Here is a 16,518-nt window from a genome sequence, read left to right as displayed (position 1 = left end):
GTATATGACGGCGCCAAAAAATCAAGAACTAGTGGTGGTTTTGGACTTCGGGGGACAGTACAATCAGTTGATTGCCAGGCGTATCAGAGAAGCCAACGTATTTTGCGAGATGTTGCCTTATAACACGCCGTTGGAAGAGATTCTGGCCAAAAAACCAAAAGGAATTATTTTCTCCGGTGGCCCCTGTAGTGTTTACGGTACTGAAGCCCCCCGTTGCGACCACCGCCTGTTTGATGCCGGCATTCCCATCCTGGGCATATGTTATGGAATGCAATTGATGGCCCACCAGTTGGGAGGAAAGGTAGATAGAGCAGCAGCTCACGAGTATGGCAAGGCGGAATTAATGGTGCTGAAAGAAAATGCTTTGTTCAAAGGATTACCTTCCCCCATGCAGGTATGGATGAGCCACGGGGATTATATTACCAGCCCGCCTCCCGGGTTTGAAATTTTGGCCCGGACCGGCCACACTCCGGTTGCAGCTATGGCCGACCCAAAACGAAAACTTTACGGGGTACAGTTCCATCCAGAAGTACGACATACTCCGTTGGGCCAGGAGATGTTAAAGAATTTTCTTTTTGAGGTATGCGGCTGTTCGGGCGGGTGGACAATGACCTCCTTTATAGAAAAACAGGTGGAGGTAATTCGCCGCGAGGTGGGAGATAAAAGGGTACTGTGTGCCCTCAGCGGTGGAGTAGATTCTTCCGTAGCGGCCGTCCTGGTACACCGGGCGATCGGAGATCAGTTGGTTTGTGTTTTTGTAAATCATGGACTTTTGCGCCAGGGAGAGGCGGAACAGGTACAACGGACATTTAGCGAAAGGTTCAATATGAATTTGATATATGTGGATGCGGAAGAACGGTTTCTTAACCGGCTGCGGGGAGTAACGGATCCGGAAAGAAAGAGAAAAATTATCGGAGAGGAATTTATCCGGGTTTTTGAAGAAGAAGCGCGCAAGCTGGGTGAGATTGAATATTTAGTACAGGGTACTCTTTATTCCGATGTTATTGAGAGCGGTACCCAGACGGCAGCCCTGATCAAAAGTCATCACAACGTGGGAGGGCTGCCGGAAGATATGGAGTTAAAGCTGATAGAGCCGCTGAGGTTACTTTTTAAGGATGAAGTTCGCCAGTTGGGAACGGAGCTGGGTCTTCCGGATGAAATAGTATGGAGGCAGCCTTTCCCCGGACCCGGATTGGCGGTACGCATCCTGGGAGAGGTCACCCGCGAGAAATTGGAAATTGTGCGTAAGGCCGATGCCATTGTCCGGGAGGAAATTAAGAAAGCCGGTTTGTACCGGGATATCTGGCAGTCTTTTGCGGTACTGCCATCCATGAAGAGTGTGGGTGTGATGGGGGACGGCCGAACCTATGCCTATCCCATAGTGGTCCGGGCGGTTACCAGCGACGATGCCATGACTGCCGACTGGGCCCGCTTGCCCTACGAAACTTTGGAACGAATTTCTAACCGTATCGTCAACGAAGTACCTGGCGTAAACCGGGTGGTTTACGATATTACTTCCAAACCTCCGGCGACTATTGAGTGGGAGTAAGGGATATGGACACGGGAAGAGGGCCCTATAACTTAAATTAAAAATTTTGATGTACTTAGACAAAAAATCTATATTGTCAATCCAAAGCATTTTAATTAAAATTATTTTGGCTGTCTTAAAATTTAAAGCAAAAAGGAGTGCATAGGATGCTGAGAGGAAAATCCGGTATATGAGCCATAATATTTTGTTCGTCTTCAACCGAGTACCAACTTCCGAGAAAAAAGGTATATGGAGCGAATGTGTTTCCAGCAAAACTGTTTCTGCTATTTCCATGGCCCTGCGGGAAGGAGGTAATCAGGTATTTCCGTTAAACGCGCGCAACTTTGAGCAGATGGACAAGTTTCTTGGTCATATTCCGCCGATTGACCTGGCTTTCGTTATCGCAGAAGGTCTTCTCGACAGTCCGGAAACATTGTATAACGGCACGGGATGCGCGCTGATACGCACTTTTTTGGAATCCCGGGGTATTCCTTCTACCCACTCTCCGGCTGATAAAATGGAAGTATGTCGAAATAAGGCTTTAACTTATGAAATTCTGAACCAGCATGGGATACCGGTTCCTCCTAACAGCAGGATAACTTTCAGTACCCCTCTCCAGCCACAAATAGCTATGGTGGAACAACTCATAGACTATCCGTTATTTATAAAACCGGTCGCCGGTGGAAACAGTTTGGGGATCGATGAAAATTCCGTAGTCAGAAATCGCAGGCAATTGGAACGCCGTATTGCCACCCTGGCGGAGGAGTTAAACTATACGGAAATAATAGTGGAGAAGTACCTGGAGGGACAGGAATATACCGTTGGTATTCTGGGGAATATTTCCAAAACCGTATTACCGCCCATTGCTTTCTCATTAGATACGGGAATTAGAACATCTCATGCCAAGAGAAAAGGATTGAAGGCAGGCGAAGACCTGGAACTAATCACCTGTCACGATCTTCGCTTCTTTCGATTGGCAGAACTGGCCCGTAGAACTTTTGAGGCAATTGGGGCTGCCGATGTGTTGCGGCTGGACATTAAGGCAAATCACGACGGTCAACTTTACGTAATCGATGTTAACGGGACTCCCTCTTTGAGCACCAGTGCTTCCCTTTTTTTGATGGCCAGGGAAACTGGCCTAACTTTCATAGAACTTATTAATCTTATTGTTTACGAAGCTATGATTCGGCATGGTTTGACTCCCGGACCAAAACTGGAGGATATAATCGTCAAATGCTTAGGGAAGCTCAATGCTTATCGCCAGGAAGTTGCATAATTTGTCGTCAAATATCTATTTTGCGTTGACAGGATATTTTTATATTGATAATATTTAATTAGATTATGAACATAAGAATTCCAATAAAAAGTTAATAATACAGTTCAGTACACGTCCTGCTGTATAATTGTGGGAATATGGCTCACAAGTCTCTACCGGGTAACCGTAAATTACCCTGGCTACAGCGGAAAGTGTACCTAGGGTTCCAGTTCCGGTTTTTAGTGAAAAGCCGGGGCGTTCGGACCGAGTGGTACAGATATCTGGGATTCCCAGGTATTACACCGGAGGGATAAAAGCCCAGACGGGTAGGTTTCTGCTAAATGGCAGTATCTACCCGTCTGGGTTTATTTTTAGGGGGTGAAAATTAAAAATAGAAAAGTAGAAACGTCACTGAAGATAAAGCATTACGGGTGCCGGTAAAAAACTGCTGGAGGTGGATTACTATGCTGGAAAAAGTTTTTAAACTCTCAGAAAACCAGACAACCTTACGTACCGAAGTATTGGCCGGGATTACCACTTTTATGACCATGGCCTACATTATTTTCGTGAACCCGGCCATCTTGAGCGATGCCGGTATGCCTTTCGGGGCGGTGCTAGTGGCTACCTGCGTTTCAGCTGCCTTTGCCACTCTGCTAATGGGATTGCTGGCTAACTATCCTTTCGCCCTGGCACCGGGAATGGGTTTAAATGCTTACTTTACTTACAGTGTAGTGTTGGGAGCCGGACTGAGCTGGCAGGCTGCCCTGGCCGCAGTTTTTATTTCCGGTCTGATTTTTTTACTTCTCACTCTGACCAGGGCCCGGGAGGCCATTGTCAACGCCATTCCTATGTCTTTGAAGCTGGCAGTCAGCGCCGGTATTGGATTGTTTATCGCCCTCATAGGATTTAAAAACGCCGGCTTTATAGTTCCTAATGAAAATACCCTGGTGGCTTTAGGGGATTTTTCGGATCCTAAAGTTCTCCTGGCGGCGATTGGATTTGTAGTAACCGGTCTATTGGTGGTTAAAAGGGTTAAGGGTGCTCTGCTGTTGGGAATTATAATTACTACTCTGATCGGGATTCCTATGGGGATTACTAATATAGAAAACTTCCGGTTGGTGAGTATGCCTCCCAGTGTCGCAGAGACCTTTGGAGCTTTCCGGCTCGGATTTAAAGAAGTGTTGGACTACGGTATCATCCCTATCATTTTTGCCTTTACTTTTGTGGACCTGTTTGACACCATTGGTACTTTGGTTGGAGTTTCCAGCAAGGCGGGAATGCTGGACGAAAGAGGACACTTACCCAGGGCCAGCCGGGCCCTGCTGGCCGATTCGCTGGGCACGGTTGTGGGGTCGGTTATGGGTACCAGTACGGTTACCACCTACATCGAAAGCGCTTCCGGGGTGGCCGAAGGAGGCCGGACCGGGCTGACGGCAGTAATTACCGCCCTCCTGTTTCTGGTAGCCCTCTTTTTCTCACCGCTGGTAGGAATTATACCCGGACAGGCTACCGCGCCCATTTTGATCATTGTTGGTATTTTCATGATGGAACCGGTTATGAAAATTGACTTTACCAATTATTTAGAAGCCATTCCTGCCTTTTTGGCCATTGTTATGATGCCTTTTACCTTCAGTATTGCTGAGGGTATTGTATTTGGTGTTCTGGCTTACACTATCCTTAGATTTCTTGCCGGTCGCTGGCAGGAAGTCAGTTTAACCATGTGGGTACTTACCGTTCTATTTGTAATACGCTTTTTTGTTGGCTAACTTAACTGAATGGAGGGATATAGATGGGCCGGCTTCAGGTAGGCATTATTGTGGGCAGCGATTCCGACCTGCCGGTAATAAAAGAAGCGGCAGAACTACTGGAAGAGTTTGGTGTAGGATACGAAATAATAATTGCTTCCGCCCACAGGGTACCGCATAAAGTAGCGGAATATGCCCAGAAAGCTGAAGAACGGGGGCTGGAGGTGATTATCGCCGGTGCCGGAGGAGCGGCCCACCTACCCGGAGTGGTGGCTGCGTGGACTGTTTTACCTGTTATCGGCGTACCTATAAAAACCGGTTCCCTGGGGGGAGTAGATTCTCTGTACTCTATTGTGCAAATGCCTAAGGGTGTTCCGGTAGCTACTGTAGCCATAAACGGGGCTAAGAATGCGGGAATTCTGGCGGTAGAGATACTCGGCGTGAAATATCCGGAACTACGGGAAAAAATTCATGCTTTCAAAAGGAATATGGCCATGGCTGTAGAAGCTAAAGCAAATAGACTGGAAAAAATAGGCCTGGAGAATTATTTAGAGGAGATGAAGTAAGAGAGATGAAAACCTGGGTGGGAAAGTGTGTTTTTTAGCACCCGGGTTATTTATTCCTTGATGCCATGAGCTATAGCTGGGGTGATCCCGCCGTTTGCACTGGGTGAAGGAGGTAGTTGTGATATGATAGAGCGTTACACTCTTCCGGCTATAGGGAAAATATGGGAGCCGGAATACCGCTTTCAAAAGATGCTGGAGGTAGAAATTGCCGCCTGTGAAGCTATGGCAGAGCTAGGGATGATTCCCGAGCAGGCCCTTCGTGAGATCAAGGAAAAAGCCGGGTTTGATTTAAAACGCATTGAGGAAATCGAGGCGGTTACCCGCCATGATGTTATCGCTTTTCTGACCGCCGTGGCAGAAAGGGTGGGAGAGGCCTCTAAGTATATCCATATGGGCTTAACTTCTTCCGACGTGCTGGATACCGCCCTTTCTTTACAGATGCGGGAGGCTGCCGACCTTATCCTGGAAAAGCTTGACGAACTGCGTCAGGTTCTGGTGGAAAAAGCGAAAGAACACAAATTTACCTTGATGATGGGGCGTACCCACGGCGTCCATGCGGAACCTGTTACCTTCGGTTTGAAGATGGCCCTCTGGGTTACAGAAACGGAGCGGAATATTGAGCGCATGCGGCGGGCACGGGAAGACATCAGAGTAGGTAAGATATCGGGAGCGGTAGGGACTTTTGCCAATGTTGACCCGCGGGTGGAAGAGTACGTATGCCGCAAGCTTAATTTGGTACCGGCCCGCGTTTCCACGCAGGTTATTCAAAGAGATCGCCATGCTTACTACATGACTACACTGGCGGTAATTGCCAGTTCTCTGGATAAATTTGCTACTGAGATACGGAACCTGCAGCGAACTGAAATCCTGGAGGCAGAAGAGGGATTTGCCAAGGGACAGAAGGGCTCTTCGGCCATGCCCCACAAGCGCAATCCCATAACTGCGGAAAGAGTGGCGGGACTGGCGCGGGTAGTTCGGGGCAATGCCATGGCAGCCTTGGAAAACGTAGCGCTGTGGCATGAGCGGGATATCACTCATTCTTCTGTAGAACGGGTTATCATTCCCGACAGCACTATCCTGGTCTATTATATGTTGACTAAGTTCATTGAAATTATGCGCGGTCTCATTGTTTATCCAGAGAATATGGAACGGAACATAGAAAAGACGCTGGGGTTGATCTTTTCCCAGCGGGTGTTGCTGGCCCTGGTAGATAAAGGAGTTCTACGGGAAACTGCTTATGAATGGGTGCAGCGCAATGCTCTACATGCGTGGAAGACGAAAATCCCCTTTAAGGAGCTGGTACTAAAAGATAAAGATATTATGAGCAGACTCACTGAAGAGGAAATAGAGCAACTTTTCGACTACCAATATCACCTGCGACATGTTGATTACATTTTCCGGCGGGCCGGAATCGACTAGGAGGTGGGCAGAATGGTTCAGAAGAGAGATTTTCTTTACGAAGGCAAGGCCAAGAGGATCTATCAAACTGATGACGAGAATCTGGTCTGGATTGAATATAAGGACGAGGCCACTGCTTTTGACGGGTTGAAAAAAGGTGTCATTTCCGGCAAAGGGTATTACAACAATCAAATTTCAGCTATTCTTTTTGCGTGGTTGGAAGAAAAAGGAATACCAACTCATTTTGTAGAACTAGCGGGCGAGCGGGAGATGATTGTGAAGAGATTGGAGATTATTCCGGTAGAGGTAGTAGCCCGCAACGTGGCAGCCGGCAGCCTTTCCAAAAGGTTGGGCCTGGAGGAAGGAACTCCCCTGCAGAGACCCGTTCTGGAGTTCTACTATAAATGCGATGAACTCCATGATCCCATGATAAACGAATACCATATCGCAACCCTGGAACTGGCCACTTCGGAGCAGATGGATATTATCAAGAAGAGAGCCTGGGAAATAAACGAATTACTGACCGGATATTTTAAGGAAAAGGGAATTATTCTGGTGGATTTTAAACTGGAGTTCGGTATTCACCAAGGGGAGGTGCTCCTGGGGGATGAAATTTCCCCGGATACCTGTCGTTTTTGGGATGCTGAGAGCCGGGAGAAACTGGATAAGGACCGGTTTCGGCGAGATTTAGGCGGTGTCGAGGAAGCTTACCGGGAAATTTTAAACCGTTTAAAGGGAGGCCGGTAAATGTTTTACGGAAAGATTTATGTTACTTTGAAGAAGGGTGTTTTAGATCCCCAGGGGAGTACAGTCCAGCGTTCTCTTCATGCCTTGGGCTATTCCAATGTGGCTGAGGTTCGTATCGGCAAGTTCATGGAGGTAAAACTGGATAGCAGTAGTCGAGAAGAAGCCGCTCGGCAACTGGATGAAATGTGTCGGCGATTGTTGGCCAATCCGGTTATTGAAGACTACACATTTGAGGTAACGGAGGTATAGCCATGAAATTTGGGGTAGTGGTATTCCCCGGTTCCAATTGTGATGCTGACGTAAAGTATGTGCTGGAAGAAGTAATGAAACAGCCGACGGACTACATCTGGCATCAGGAAACATCGGTGGAGGGCTATGATTGCATTATCCTCCCCGGAGGTTTTTCCTACGGCGATTACCTCCGTACCGGGGCAATTGCCCGTTTTTCTCCCATTATGAAAGCGGTGGAGGAGTTTGCCGATCGGGGAGGTTTGGTCCTAGGAATTTGCAACGGTTTTCAGATCTTGCTGGAAGCGGGTTTGCTGCCTGGAGCAATGAAAATCAACGATGACCTCCAGTTTCATTGCCATTACACTTACCTGCGGGTGGAAAACAACAGGACTCCTTTTACCAACCTGTTGCAGGAAAAGCAGGTAATCCGTATACCCATTGCCCATGGGGAGGGGAACTTTTACGCCGATGAGGAAACGCTGCGAGAACTAGAGGAAAACGGTCAGGTAGTGTTCCGTTACTGTACTCCGGAAGGGGAGATAACCCCTGAAGCTAACCCCAATGGTTCGGTAAACAATATTGCCGGTATTTGTAACAAAGACCGCAATATTTTAGGAATGATGCCTCACCCGGAACGCTGTGCCGAGGAAATACTGGGGGGAACCGACGGAAGCCTGATTTTTGCCTCCATACTGGAGTGGTGGGAACGAGGTGGTAAGCTTGGACGGTAAGGTTTGGCGGGAAATGGGATTGAGTGATAGCGAGTACGAAAGGATTAAAGAAATCCTGGGAAGGGAACCTAATTATGTAGAACTGGGCATGTTTGCCGTGATGTGGTCGGAACATTGTAGTTACAAGAACTCCAAACCGGTACTCCGGTTGTTTCCAACTGAAGGGCCTCATGTCCTGCAGGGTCCGGGAGAAAATGCCGGTATAGTGGATATTGGCGATGGGCAGGCAGTGGTCTTTAAGATTGAAAGTCACAATCACCCATCAGCCATCGAGCCCTTTCAAGGGGCTGCCACCGGGGTGGGCGGAATCATTCGGGACGTGTTTACCATGGGCGCGCGGCCAGTTGCCCTTCTCAATTCCCTGCGCTTTGGGAAGCTGGAAGACGAACGGGTCAAGTACCTGTTCAACGGGGTAGTGAGTGGCATTGCCTTTTACGGAAACTGCGTGGGAATTCCTACGGTAGGCGGAGAAGTCTATTTCAGCAAAGGTTACACCGGTAATCCTCTGGTTAATGCCATGTGTGTCGGACTGATTGATCACAAGGATATAGCCCGGGGGATAGCTTCCGGTGTGGGTAACTCGGTTATGGTAGTAGGGGCCAGAACGGGTAGGGACGGAATTCACGGGGCTACTTTTGCCTCTGAAGAATTAAGTGAAGAATCGGAAGAACGCCGCCCGGCGGTTCAGGTAGGAGACCCGTTTATGGAAAAACTGTTGCTGGAAGCATGCCTGGAGTTAATTCGGGGTGGCCACGTGGTGGGAATGCAGGATATGGGGGCTGCTGGTTTGACAAGCTCTTCCTGCGAGATGGCCACCCGCGGTAATACAGGCATGGAAATAGACGTTTCCCTGGTGCCGCGGCGGGAAGAAGGTATGACTCCTTACGAGGTAATGCTTTCCGAATCCCAGGAGCGCATGCTGGTCATACCCAAAAAAGGCAGCGAAGAAAAGGTAAAAGAAGTCTTCGCCCGATGGGGCCTGGAAGCGGTAGTGGTGGGCCGGGTTACCGATGACGGTATACTGCGGATTAAGGACGGGGAAGAAGTAGTGGCCGAAATACCGGCCAAGGCCTTGACGGAGCAATGTCCTGTTTATAATCCTGCCCAAAAAGTCCCGGCTTACCTGCGGGAAGTTCAGGAGTATGACCCGGGCCGGCTGCCGGAGCCGGAGGACTATAACCGGGCACTATTGAGCCTGTTGCGTTCTCCTAACATAGCCAGCAAGGAATGGGTATACCGCCAGTATGATCATATGGTCAGGACCAATACTGTGGTACCGCCCGGTTCCGACGCGGCGGTCATCCGTATCAAGGGTACCTCCAAGGGTTTGGCTTTAACCACCGATTGCAACGGAAGGTACTGTTATCTGGACCCCTACTTGGGCGGCGCGATTGCTGTGGCTGAGGCGGCCCGCAATCTGGTATGTTCGGGAGCCAGGCCTCTGGCGGTAACTGACTGCCTGAATTTCGGCAATCCCGAGAAACCGGAAATTTTCTGGCAGTTTTACCAGGCGGTTCTCGGGATGAGTGAAGCCTGCCGGGTGCTGGAAACACCGGTAGTTAGCGGTAACGTAAGCTTCTATAATGAAACTGACGGTGTGGCCGTCTACCCGACCCCTGTGGTAGGTATGGTCGGACTGCTGGAAGACATAAGATTTCACTGTACTCAGGCTTTCCGGGAAGAAGGAGATATTATCCTGCTCCTGGGTGAGACCCTCCCTGAACTGGGCGGAAGCGAATACCTGGAGGTAATGCACGGCGTAGAAGCAGGAAGACCGCCGCAATTGGACCTGAATCGGGAAAAGGCAGTCCAACATTGCTGCCTAGAGGCTATAAGAAGAGGACTGGTTAAGTCGGCTCACGATTGTTCCGAGGGAGGGCTGGCGGTGGCCCTGGCGGAATGCTGCATCAGCGGTGGTACCGGAGCGGAAATAGAGATAGAAAGTTCCCTGAAACCTCATGAAGTCCTTTTCAGCGAATCTCAGTCCCGAATAATTTTAACCGCTACCGAGGCTGACGTTCCGGCGGTTAAAGAGCTGGCGGGACAGGAAGGCGTGCCGTTTGCCGTTCTCGGGCGGGTAAGTGGTGACAAACTTATTATATCCATAAACCGGCAGGGAACAGCAGAGCGGCTGATTGACCTGCCGGTGCGGGAGATGGAAGAGGCCTGGCGGGAGGAGATAAGATGCCGCATGGGCTGACATACTGGGATAAACCGAGGGATGAATGTGGAGTATTTGGTATCTACGGTCCCGGAATGAACGTGGCTGAATTGACTTATTTCGGTATTTATGCTTTGCAACATCGCGGGCAGGAAAGTGCCGGTATAGCGGTCTCCGACGGAAAAAACTTCAGCCTGCATAAAAATATGGGACTGGTTGCCGAAGTCTTCAATGAAGATATACTGGCCAAGCTCCGGGGACATATAGCTATCGGGCATGTACGATATTCTACTACCGGCTCCAGCCTGCCTGTCAATGCCCAGCCGCTTGCCTTTCGTTATCTACAGGGCATGGTGGCTCTGGCCCATAACGGTAATCTGGTCAACGCCAATCAATTGCGGCAGACACTGGCTTCTACCGGCTCGGTTTTTCAGTCGACCACCGACAGTGAAATAATTGTCAACCTTATCGCTCACTACGGGCAGAACCCCATTGAAGAGGCTATTATGAAGTGCATGATAGATATGAAGGGTACCTATTCTCTGGTGGTTATGACGGAAAACAAGCTGCTGGGGGTTCGGGATCCTTACGGCAACCGTCCCCTGTGCATCGGCCAGCTTGACGACGCGTACGTTATTGCTTCCGAAAGTTGCGCTCTGGATACCATAGGCGCCCGTTTCCTACGGGATGTTAATCCCGGAGAAATTGTGATTGTCGACGAAAACGGCTTGAGGTCTATTCAGACTATGGCCGCTCCCCATCAGGCCTTGTGTATATTCGAATTTATCTACCTGGCCCGTCCCGACAGTTGCATTGACGGTCAAAATGTCAATGCGGCGCGGCGGGCTTTGGGAAGACAGCTGGCTCGGGAGAAAAAAGTAGATGCGGATATAGTAATATCTGTTCCTGATTCCGGGACCGCAGCGGCTATGGGTTATGCCGAAGCGTCCGGGATTCCCTTTCAAGAAGGGCTGATGAAGAACCGGTATGTAGGGCGCACCTTTATCCAACCTACCCAGGAATTACGGGATTTGGGCGTGCGTTTGAAACTGAATCCTATCCGGCAGGTCCTGGAAGGCAAGAGAGTTATTTTGGTGGACGATTCTATCGTCAGGGGAACCACCAGCAAAAAAATTGTAGAGATGCTGCGGAAGGCAGGAGTTAAAGAGGTCCACATGATGGTAAGTTCCGCGCCTATTCTCTATCCCTGTTATTACGGCATCGATACTTCAGCCCGGTCTGAGCTCATTGCCGCCCAGCATGACCTGGAGGAGATAACCCGGTATATTGGAGCGGATAGCCTGCATTACTTGAGTCTAGAGGGCATGCTGGAAGCTATGGAAAAACCGGCGGAGGATTTCTGTGTAGCCTGCTTTAGCGGTAACTACCCGGCCGGAATTCCTCGTTTTGATGATAGAGGGAAATATATTCTGGAGGGGGAAGGCTGAAGTGGATGAACCCAAAAGAATGACTTACCGGGAGGCCGGAGTAGATATAGATGCCGGTAACCGGGCCGTTGCTCTTATCAAGGAACACCTGGCTCGCACGAGGCGGCCGGAGGTGCTGGCTGATATAGGAGGATTCGGGGGCCTGTTTTCTCTGGATATTTCTCGCTATCGGCAGCCGGTTCTGGTATCTGGAACTGACGGGGTAGGCACCAAGCTGCGGATAGCTATGTTGATGGACAAGCATGATACTATTGGTATCGATGCTGTGGCCATGTGCGTCAATGATGTTTTGGTATTGGGAGCCGAGCCTCTCTTTTTCCTGGATTACCTGGCGGTCGGCAAATTGAAGCCGGAAAGAGTGGCGGAGATAGTGAAGGGCATAGCCGCAGGGTGTGAACAGGCCGGGTGTGCGCTGATCGGCGGGGAGACGGCAGAAATGCCAGGATTTTACGGAGAGGAAGAATACGACGTGGCCGGGTTTGCCGTGGGGGTGGTAGACCGGGATAAAATTATAGACGGCTCCCGTATTAAACCCGGGGACCGGTTAATCGGCCTGGCATCTTCGGGTTTGCACAGCAACGGTTTTTCCCTGGCCCGGCGGGTACTTCTGGAAGCGGCAGGGCTTAGCGTAGATGATTTCGTACCCCGGCTGGGTAAGACACTGGGGGAGGAAATGTTAACTCCCACCCGCATTTATGTCAAACCGGTACTGGAACTCTTGTCCCGGTTTGATATAAAGGGGATGGCCCATATAACCGGGGGAGGGATGGTGGAAAACATTCCGCGCATTTTGCCGGAAGGAACGGAAGCCGTCCTAGAGGTTTCCGCTTGGCCGGTCCCGGAAATATTTAAATTTATCCAGGAAAAAGGGAATATAGAAGAGAGCGAGATGTGGCGTACCTTCAATATGGGTATCGGTATGGTGCTGGTGGTACCGCCGGGGCAGGTGCAGGAAATTCTGCAATACCTTGCGGACAGGAAGGAAACGGCTTATCTTATAGGCGAAATTCGAGAAGGAAATCCACAGGTAAGATTTATATAAGATTAGCAGAGGGGAGGTGGTAGGGTGGGGTTATTGAAATTAGGAGTTTTGGCTTCAGGGAGAGGTTCCAATCTGCAGGCCATCATTGATGCCATTGAACGAAATGAATTAGATGCCAGCATTGAAGTCGTAATCAGCAACCGGGCAGGAGCAAAGGCATTGGAGAGAGCCAAAAATCATAATATTCCGGCCATTTATGTGGACCCGAAAGAATATACCGGCAAAGAAGAATACGACCTGGCATTGGTGAAGGTCTTAAAGAGATACGAAGTGGAACTGGTAGTGCTGGCCGGTTTTATGCGGCTACTAACTCCCCGGTTTATAGAACACTTTCCCAATCGCATTGTCAACATTCACCCTTCTTTACTGCCGGCTTTTCCGGGGCTGGAGGCTCAAAAGCAGGCCTGGGAGTACGGGGTACGTTATTCCGGATGTACGGTTCATTTTGTGGATGAAAACATGGATACCGGTCCCATTATCGACCAGGAGGTAGTTCCCGTATACCAGGATGATACGGCGGAAACTCTGGCCGAAAGAATCCTGGAACGGGAACACCGGCTTTATCCCCGCGTTTTGCAATGGATTGCTGAGGGAAGAGTAAAGGTACGGGGGAGAAAGGTTTATATCAGCGGACTGAGTAACGAGAGGAATGATACCGCGTAATAAGTTGAAAGGAGGATAATCGGTGCAGAAGAGGGCTTTGATCAGCGTTTCTGACAAGACCGGAGTGGTGGAGTTTGCCCGGGGTTTGAAGGAGTTGGGTTATGAAGTGGTTTCCACCGGCGGCACGGCAAAAAAATTGAGGGAAGCCGGGGTCGAGGTAACTTACATAAGCGAGGTTACCGGATTTCCGGAAATTTTGGACGGGCGGGTTAAGACCCTGCATCCTAAAGTCCATGGAGGCATTTTGGCTCGGCGGACGGCGGAACACCTTCAGGAGCTGGCAGCCAACGACATTGTACCTATAGACATTGTGGCAGTCAATTTATATCCCTTCCGGGCCACCATTCAAAAAGCGGGAGTAACTCTGCAGGAAGCCATCGAGAATATTGATATCGGCGGGCCGACCATGGTTCGCGCTGCGGCCAAGAATTTTGAACACGTGGTTATCGTGGTCAACCCGGGTCGCTATCCGGAAGTTTTGAGAGAATTGCAGGAACAGGGAAAGGTTACCCGGGAAACCAGACTCCAACTGGCGGTGGAAGCTTTTGCCCATACGGCTGAATACGACCGGTTAATTACGGAATATTTGAGTAAGATTGCCGCCAAGAAAGAGGATAAATTCCCCCCTGTATTCATCCTGTCCGGAATCCGGGCCATGAATCTACGGTACGGAGAGAACCCTCACCAGCAGGCGGCTTTTTACCGGGAAGAAGGGGTAGAGGGGGCTTGTGTATCGACTGCCCGGCAGCTACAGGGTAAAGAACTTTCTTTCAACAATATTGCCGACATCAATGCAGCTTTCGAACTGGTACGGGAATTTAACCGACCGGCGGCAGTGGTCATCAAGCATACCAACCCGTGCGGTGTGGCGGTGGCGGACAACTTAGCCGATGCCTACTGCAGGGCCTTTAATGCCGATCCGGTATCGGCCTTCGGAGGTATAGTAGGCTTCAACCGGCAGGTTGACGCGGCCACGGCCCGGGAGATGGTAAAAACTTTTTTGGAAGCGGTGATCGCTCCAGGATATACGGACGAGGCACTGGAAATATTGGGAGAAAAAGAAAGCCTGCGGGTACTGGCAACCGGTGATATGTCTCCCACCAACCAGGATTATGAGGTTAAAAAGGTGAACGGAGGTTTCCTGGTGCAGGAACTTGACCGGGGTAAGGTCACTGAAAATGATTTAAAGGTGGTCACGGAAAAGAAACCTACCCGGGAGCAAGTCGAGGACCTGCTTTTTGCTTGGAAGGTGGTTAAACACGTCAAATCCAATGCCATCGTGGTGGCCAAGGGTGGAGTTACTTTAGGGGTAGGTGCCGGGCAGATGAACCGGGTCGGCGCGGCTCGGATAGCTTTAGAGCAGGCCGGGGATCAGGTCCGGGGAGCAGTTCTGGCCTCCGATGCCTTCTTCCCCTTTGCCGATACCGTGGAGCAGGCGGCCAGGGCGGGTATAACCGCTATTATCCAGCCGGGAGGTTCCCTGCGGGATGAGGAATCCATTCGGGCCGCCAACAAGCACGGCATAGCTATGGTCTTCACGGGAATGAGACATTTCAAACATTAAGAATGGCGGTGAGAGCATGAAGGTACTGGTAGTCGGTGGAGGAGGCCGGGAGCATGCTCTGGTCTGGAAAGTGGCCCAAAGCCCGAAGGTCAGCCGTATTTTTTGTACTCCCGGCAATGCTGGTATTGCAGAGCTGGCCACCTGTGTGGACATTAAGGCGGAAGATATAGAAAGTTTACTGGAGTTTGCCCGCAAGGAAAAAATAGATCTGACCCTGGTGGGACCAGAAGCGCCTCTGGTGGCAGGAATTGTGGACGACTTTCAGAAAGAGGGCTTGAAAATTTTTGGGCCCCGTAAGGCGGCAGCAGCAATTGAAGGAAGTAAACTGCTGGCCAAGGAAATCATGACTAAGTACCATATTCCGACCGCCCGTTATGCTTCTTTTACTGATCCGCAAGAAGCCAAGCGTTATATAGAACAATATGGGGCTCCTTGTGTGGTCAAGGCCGATGGCCTGGCGGCGGGTAAAGGGGTCATAGTGGCCCGGCAGAAAGATGAGGCTCTGGAAGCCATCAACCTTATTATGGAAGAAAAGGTATTTGGCAGGGCCGGTAACAAGGTGGTCATCGAGGAATACCTGGAAGGGGAAGAGGTAAGCATACTGGCCTTTACCGATGGGGAGACGGTAGTTCCCATGGTTTCTGCCCAGGACCACAAACCGGTGTTTGACGCTGACCAAGGTCCCAACACCGGTGGTATGGGAGCCTATTCCCCAGCTCCGGTGTACACGCCTGAAGTACACCGGCAGGTGATGGAAAAGATTCTTAAGCCGGTTATACGAGGCTTGAAGGAAGAAGGAAGGCCTTACCGGGGCGTTATTTATGCCGGGTTAATGGTGACGGAAGAAGGGCCCAAAGTGCTGGAGTTCAACTGCCGCTTCGGTGACCCGGAGGCCCAGCCGGTACTGATGCGTTTAGAAACTGACTTAATTGATATTGTGGAAGCAGTACTCGCCGGACGCCTGGCCGAACAGGAAATATCCTGGAGGGAAGAAGCCGCCGTTTGTGTGGTACTGGCTTCCGGAGGTTATCCCGGTAAATACGAAAAAGGAAAACCTATCCAGGGTCTGAAGGACATTCCGGAACATACTTATGTATTCCACGCGGGAACGGCCTTGAAAGACGGGCAGGTAGTAACTAACGGGGGAAGAGTACTAGGAGTGACCTCCCGGGGAGATACTATTGAGCAGGCTATTGCCCGGGCTTACCAGGCGGTGGAAAAAATCTATTTTGAGGGAATGCATTATCGCCGGGATATCGGAAAGAAAGCACTGGACAGGCTTGGTTAATACCAGACCTCAACAAGGGTTCCTCAGTTCAATGAGGGACCCTTTAACTTTTCCCTCGCCGGCCAGGTAACCATTCAACTCATCTTTGACAGTTTAAAAACAAGATTCCAGTAACGACAGGCATTTCAAGGGACGGAATACAGGCGTGCCA

The 16,518-nt window shown here is 50.2% G+C and carries 14 protein-coding genes and 1 riboswitch; all 14 genes read left to right on the top strand.

The annotated features are described in order from the left end of the window. Positions 1-4: 4 nt before the first annotated feature. The gene (gene guaA, locus KKC1_RS06020; protein ID WP_088553588.1) at positions 5-1,549 is read left to right on the top strand and encodes a glutamine-hydrolyzing GMP synthase; all 1,545 of its coding nucleotides are present in this window, start codon (positions 5-7) and stop codon (positions 1,547-1,549) included. Positions 1,550-1,718: 169 nt separating this feature from the next. Then, entirely contained in the window at positions 1,719-2,804 is a 1,086-nt protein-coding gene (locus tag KKC1_RS06015) for a D-alanine--D-alanine ligase family protein (protein WP_088553587.1), read from the top strand. A gap of 99 nt (positions 2,805-2,903) precedes the next feature. Then, a riboswitch (purine riboswitch) is annotated at positions 2,904-3,006 on the top strand. Between the two features lie 241 nt (positions 3,007-3,247). Next, positions 3,248-4,549 (top strand): NCS2 family permease, encoded by a 1,302-nt coding sequence (locus tag KKC1_RS06010; RefSeq protein ID WP_088553586.1) that lies wholly within the window; start codon positions 3,248-3,250, stop codon positions 4,547-4,549. 23 nt (positions 4,550-4,572) lie between these two features. After that, positions 4,573-5,094 (top strand): 5-(carboxyamino)imidazole ribonucleotide mutase, encoded by a 522-nt coding sequence (purE, locus tag KKC1_RS06005; RefSeq protein ID WP_088553585.1) that lies wholly within the window; start codon positions 4,573-4,575, stop codon positions 5,092-5,094. Between the two features lie 123 nt (positions 5,095-5,217). Further along, positions 5,218-6,513, top strand: a complete 1,296-nt coding sequence (gene purB / locus KKC1_RS06000) for an adenylosuccinate lyase (RefSeq protein ID WP_088553584.1) — start codon at positions 5,218-5,220, stop codon at positions 6,511-6,513. Between the two features lie 12 nt (positions 6,514-6,525). Continuing rightward, a complete protein-coding gene (gene purC / locus KKC1_RS05995; protein WP_088553583.1) occupies positions 6,526-7,239 on the top strand; it encodes a phosphoribosylaminoimidazolesuccinocarboxamide synthase in 714 nt (237 codons plus the stop codon). Continuing rightward, positions 7,240-7,488 carry a phosphoribosylformylglycinamidine synthase subunit PurS gene (purS, locus tag KKC1_RS05990; protein WP_088553582.1) on the top strand — a complete coding sequence of 83 codons (249 nt, stop codon included), beginning with the start codon at positions 7,240-7,242 and terminating at the stop codon, positions 7,486-7,488. A 2-nt stretch (positions 7,489-7,490) separates the two neighbouring features. Next, positions 7,491-8,201 (top strand): phosphoribosylformylglycinamidine synthase subunit PurQ, encoded by a 711-nt coding sequence (gene purQ, locus KKC1_RS05985; RefSeq protein WP_088553581.1) that lies wholly within the window; start codon positions 7,491-7,493, stop codon positions 8,199-8,201. After that, positions 8,191-10,401 (top strand): phosphoribosylformylglycinamidine synthase subunit PurL, encoded by a 2,211-nt coding sequence (gene purL / locus KKC1_RS05980; RefSeq protein ID WP_088553580.1) that lies wholly within the window; start codon positions 8,191-8,193, stop codon positions 10,399-10,401. Before purQ ends, purL begins: the two co-directional genes overlap by 11 nt. Then, positions 10,386-11,810 carry an amidophosphoribosyltransferase gene (purF, locus tag KKC1_RS05975; protein ID WP_088553579.1) on the top strand — a complete coding sequence of 475 codons (1,425 nt, stop codon included), beginning with the start codon at positions 10,386-10,388 and terminating at the stop codon, positions 11,808-11,810. The genes purL and purF overlap by 16 nt, the downstream gene beginning before the upstream one ends. 19 nt (positions 11,811-11,829) lie before the next feature. Beyond that, positions 11,830-12,852 (top strand): phosphoribosylformylglycinamidine cyclo-ligase, encoded by a 1,023-nt coding sequence (purM, locus tag KKC1_RS05970; RefSeq protein WP_192868114.1) that lies wholly within the window; start codon positions 11,830-11,832, stop codon positions 12,850-12,852. A gap of 24 nt (positions 12,853-12,876) precedes the next feature. Further along, a complete protein-coding gene (gene purN, locus KKC1_RS05965; RefSeq protein WP_192868110.1) occupies positions 12,877-13,515 on the top strand; it encodes a phosphoribosylglycinamide formyltransferase in 639 nt (212 codons plus the stop codon). A 22-nt stretch (positions 13,516-13,537) separates the two neighbouring features. Further along, positions 13,538-15,079: a bifunctional phosphoribosylaminoimidazolecarboxamide formyltransferase/IMP cyclohydrolase gene (purH, locus tag KKC1_RS05960; RefSeq protein WP_088553577.1), complete on the top strand. Its 1,542-nt coding sequence runs from the start codon at positions 13,538-13,540 to the stop codon at positions 15,077-15,079. Positions 15,080-15,095: 16 nt separating this feature from the next. Then, entirely contained in the window at positions 15,096-16,367 is a 1,272-nt protein-coding gene (gene purD / locus KKC1_RS05955; protein WP_088553576.1) for a phosphoribosylamine--glycine ligase, read from the top strand. The last annotated feature ends 151 nt before the right edge of the window (positions 16,368-16,518 follow it).

The organism is Calderihabitans maritimus (assembly GCF_002207765.1).
GTDB lineage: Bacteria > Bacillota > KKC1 > Calderihabitantales > Calderihabitantaceae > Calderihabitans > Calderihabitans maritimus.
Note: the sequence above shows the minus strand (reverse complement) of the source record. Positions and strands in the feature narration are given on the sequence as shown.